This window comes from Streptomyces sp. NPDC041108 (assembly GCF_055592645.1).
In genome coordinates, this window is sequence record NZ_JBVIYK010000047.1 from 2,477 (window position 1) to 5,461 (window position 2,985).

Consider the following 2,985-nt stretch of genomic DNA (forward strand, 5'->3'; position numbering starts at 1 on the left):
AGGCGAGTCAGAAACCGTTGATGTAGGCGAAGGACATGCGAAAGGTCCGGCGTAGAGGGTAAGACCCCCGTAGCTGAAACATCAACGGCTCGTTTGAGAGACACCCAAGTAGCACGGGGCCCGAGAAATCCCGTGTGAATCTGGCGGGACCACCCGCTAAGCCTAAATATTCCCTGGTGACCGATAGCGGATAGTACCGTGAGGGAATGGTGAAAAGTACCGCGGGAGCGGAGTGAAATAGTACCTGAAACCGTGTGCCTACAAGCCGTGGGAGCGTCGCGTGTCGAGTTTACTCGATGCGTCGTGACTGCGTGCCTTTTGAAGAATGAGCCTGCGAGTTTGCGGTGTGTTGCGAGGTTAACCCGAGTGGGGTAGCCGTAGCGAAAGCGAGTCCGAACAGGGCGTTTCAGTAGCACGCTCAAGACCCGAAGCGGAGTGATCTAGCCATGGGCAGGTTGAAGCGGAGGTAAGACTTCGTGGAGGACCGAACCCACCAGGGTTGAAAACCTGGGGGATGACCTGTGGTTAGGGGTGAAAGGCCAATCAAACTCCGTGATAGCTGGTTCTCCCCGAAATGCATTTAGGTGCAGCGTCGTGTGTTTCTTGCCGGAGGTAGAGCACTGGATAGGCGATGGGCCCTACCGGGTTACTGACCTTAGCCAAACTCCGAATGCCGGTAAGTGAGAGCGCGGCAGTGAGACTGTGGGGGATAAGCTCCATGGTCGAGAGGGAAACAGCCCAGAGCATCGACTAAGGCCCCTAAGCGTACGCTAAGTGGGAAAGGATGTGGAGTCGCAGAGACAACCAGGAGGTTGGCTTAGAAGCAGCCACCCTTGAAAGAGTGCGTAATAGCTCACTGGTCTAGTGATTCCGCGCCGACAATGTAGCGGGGCTCAAGCGTACCGCCGAAGTCGTGTCATTCCAGCATAAAGGGCCAACGCCTGCTGGGATGGGTAGGGGAGCGTCGTGTGCCGGGTGAAGCAGCCGCGGAAGCGAGTTGTGGACGGTTCACGAGTGAGAATGCAGGCATGAGTAGCGATACAAACGTGAGAAACGTTTGCGCCGATTGACCAAGGGTTCCTGGGTCAAGCTGATCTGCCCAGGGTAAGTCGGGACCTAAGGCGAGGCCGACAGGCGTAGTCGATGGATAACCGGTTGATATTCCGGTACCCGCTGTGAAGCGTCAAACACTGAACCAGGCGATGCTAAGTCCGTGAAGCCGCCCCGGAGCCTTCGGGCAAAGGGGAGTGGTGGAGCCGACGGACCAGACTTGCAGTAGGTGAGTGATGGGGTGACGCAGGAAGGTAGTCCATCCCGGGCGGTGGTTGTCCCGGGGTAAGGGTGTAGGCCGTGCGATAGGTAAATCCGTCGCACTTGTGGCTGAGACCTGATGCCGAGCCGATTGTGGTGAAGTGGATGATCCTATGCTGTCGAGAAAAGCCTCTAGCGAGTTTCATGGCGGCCCGTACCCTAAACCGACTCAGGTGGTCAGGTAGAGAATACCGAGGCGTTCGGGTGAACTATGGTTAAGGAACTCGGCAAAATGCCCCCGTAACTTCGGGAGAAGGGGGGCCATCACTGGTGATCCGATTTACTCGGTGAGCTGGGGGTGGCCGCAGAGACCAGCGAGAAGCGACTGTTTACTAAAAACACAGGTCCGTGCGAAGCCGTAAGGCGATGTATACGGACTGACGCCTGCCCGGTGCTGGAACGTTAAGGGGACCGGTTAGTCACTCTTCGGGGTGGCGAAGCTGAGAACTTAAGCGCCAGTAAACGGCGGTGGTAACTATAACCATCCTAAGGTAGCGAAATTCCTTGTCGGGTAAGTTCCGACCTGCACGAATGGCGTAACGACTTCTCGACTGTCTCAACCATAGGCCCGGTGAAATTGCACTACGAGTAAAGATGCTCGTTTCGCGCAGCAGGACGGAAAGACCCCGGGACCTTTACTACAGTTTGATATTGGTGTTCGGTTCGGCTTGTGTAGGATAGCTGGGAGACTGTGAAGCTCGGACGCCAGTTCGGGTGGAGTCGTCGTTGAAATACCAGTCTGGTCGTGCTGGATGTCTAACCCGGGTCCGTGATCCGGATCGGGGACAGTGTCTGATGGGTAGTTTAACTGGGGCGGTTGCCTCCCAAAGGGTAACGGAGGCGCCCAAAGGTTCCCTCAGCCTGGTTGGCAATCAGGTGGTGAGTGTAAGTGCACAAGGGAGCTTGACTGTGAGACCGACGGGTCGAGCAGGGACGAAAGTCGGGACTAGTGATCCGGCGGTGGCTTGTGGAAGCGCCGTCGCTCAACGGATAAAAGGTACCCCGGGGATAACAGGCTGATCTTCCCCAAGAGTCCATATCGACGGGATGGTTTGGCACCTCGATGTCGGCTCGTCGCATCCTGGGGCTGGAGTCGGTCCCAAGGGTTGGGCTGTTCGCCCATTAAAGCGGTACGCGAGCTGGGTTTAGAACGTCGTGAGACAGTTCGGTCCCTATCCGCTGCGCGCGCAGGAATATTGAGAAGGGCTGTCCCTAGTACGAGAGGACCGGGACGGACGAACCTCTGGTGTGCCAGTTGTTCTGCCAAGGGCATGGCTGGTTGGCTACGTTCGGGAGGGATAACCGCTGAAAGCATCTAAGCGGGAAGCCTGCTTCGAGATGAGTATTCCCACCCACTTGATGGGGTAAGGCTCCCAGTAGACGACTGGGTTGATAGGCCAGATATGGAAGCCTGGTAACGGGTGGAGTTGACTGGTACTAATAGGCCGAGGGCTTGTCCTCAGTTGCTCGCGTCCACTGTGTTGGTTCTGAAACCACGAACAACCCCATTCCCTTGTTTGGTCACGGGGGATGGTGCGGTTGAGTGTTTCATAGTGTTTCGGTGGTCATAGCGTGAGGGAAACGCCCGGTTACATTCCGAACCCGGAAGCTAAGCCTTACAGCGCCGATGGTACTGCAGGGGGGACCCTGTGGGAGAGTAGGACGCCGCCGAAC

The 2,985-nt window shown here is 56.9% G+C and carries 2 rRNA genes (1 of these 2 running past the window's edge); both read left to right on the forward strand.

Annotated elements, in window-relative coordinates:
* Positions 1 to 2,772, forward strand: a 23S ribosomal RNA gene (locus tag ACZ6BB_RS42060) (it extends 429 nt beyond the left edge of the window).
* Between the two features lie 96 nt (positions 2,773 to 2,868).
* A 5S ribosomal RNA gene (gene rrf / locus ACZ6BB_RS42065) occupies positions 2,869 to 2,985 on the forward strand.